At 61.7% G+C, this 397-nt stretch carries 1 protein-coding gene; it reads left to right on the top strand.

What is annotated here, in order from left to right; translation table 11 throughout:
• On the top strand, positions 1-397 hold a 397-nt coding region (locus tag VI08_RS21560; RefSeq protein WP_157130544.1), incomplete at both ends, for a catalase.

Raw genomic sequence — 397 nt, 5'->3', positions numbered from 1 at the left:
GGTGCTTGACCGCTGGCCGGATAATTTTTTCGCCGAAACCGAACAGGTCGCGTTTTGTCCCTCACACTTGGTACCCGGTCTGGACTTCAGTAACGACCCGTTGCTCCACGGACGGCTGTTCTCTTATCTGGACACCCAGCTCTCACGGCTCGGCTCGCCAAACTTCCACCAGCTGCCTATCAACGCGCCCAAATGCCCCTTTGCGAACCATCAGCGCGACGGCCACATGCAGCAGCAGGCACCCAAGGGGCGAGTCGCTTACGGGCCGAGCTCGCTGCAGCCGGATTCTCCTCGAGAAGACGCCCAGGCAGGTTTTCGCTCATATGCGGCGGAAGAAGCTGGCACGCGTGGGCGTGTGCGGCCGGAAAGTTTTGCCGACCACTACAGCCAGGCCCGC

Origin of the sequence: Luteibacter yeojuensis, assembly GCF_000964085.1 — a bacterium.
GTDB lineage: Bacteria > Pseudomonadota > Gammaproteobacteria > Xanthomonadales > Rhodanobacteraceae > Luteibacter > Luteibacter yeojuensis_A.
This window is presented reverse-complemented; position numbering and strand designations above follow the sequence as displayed.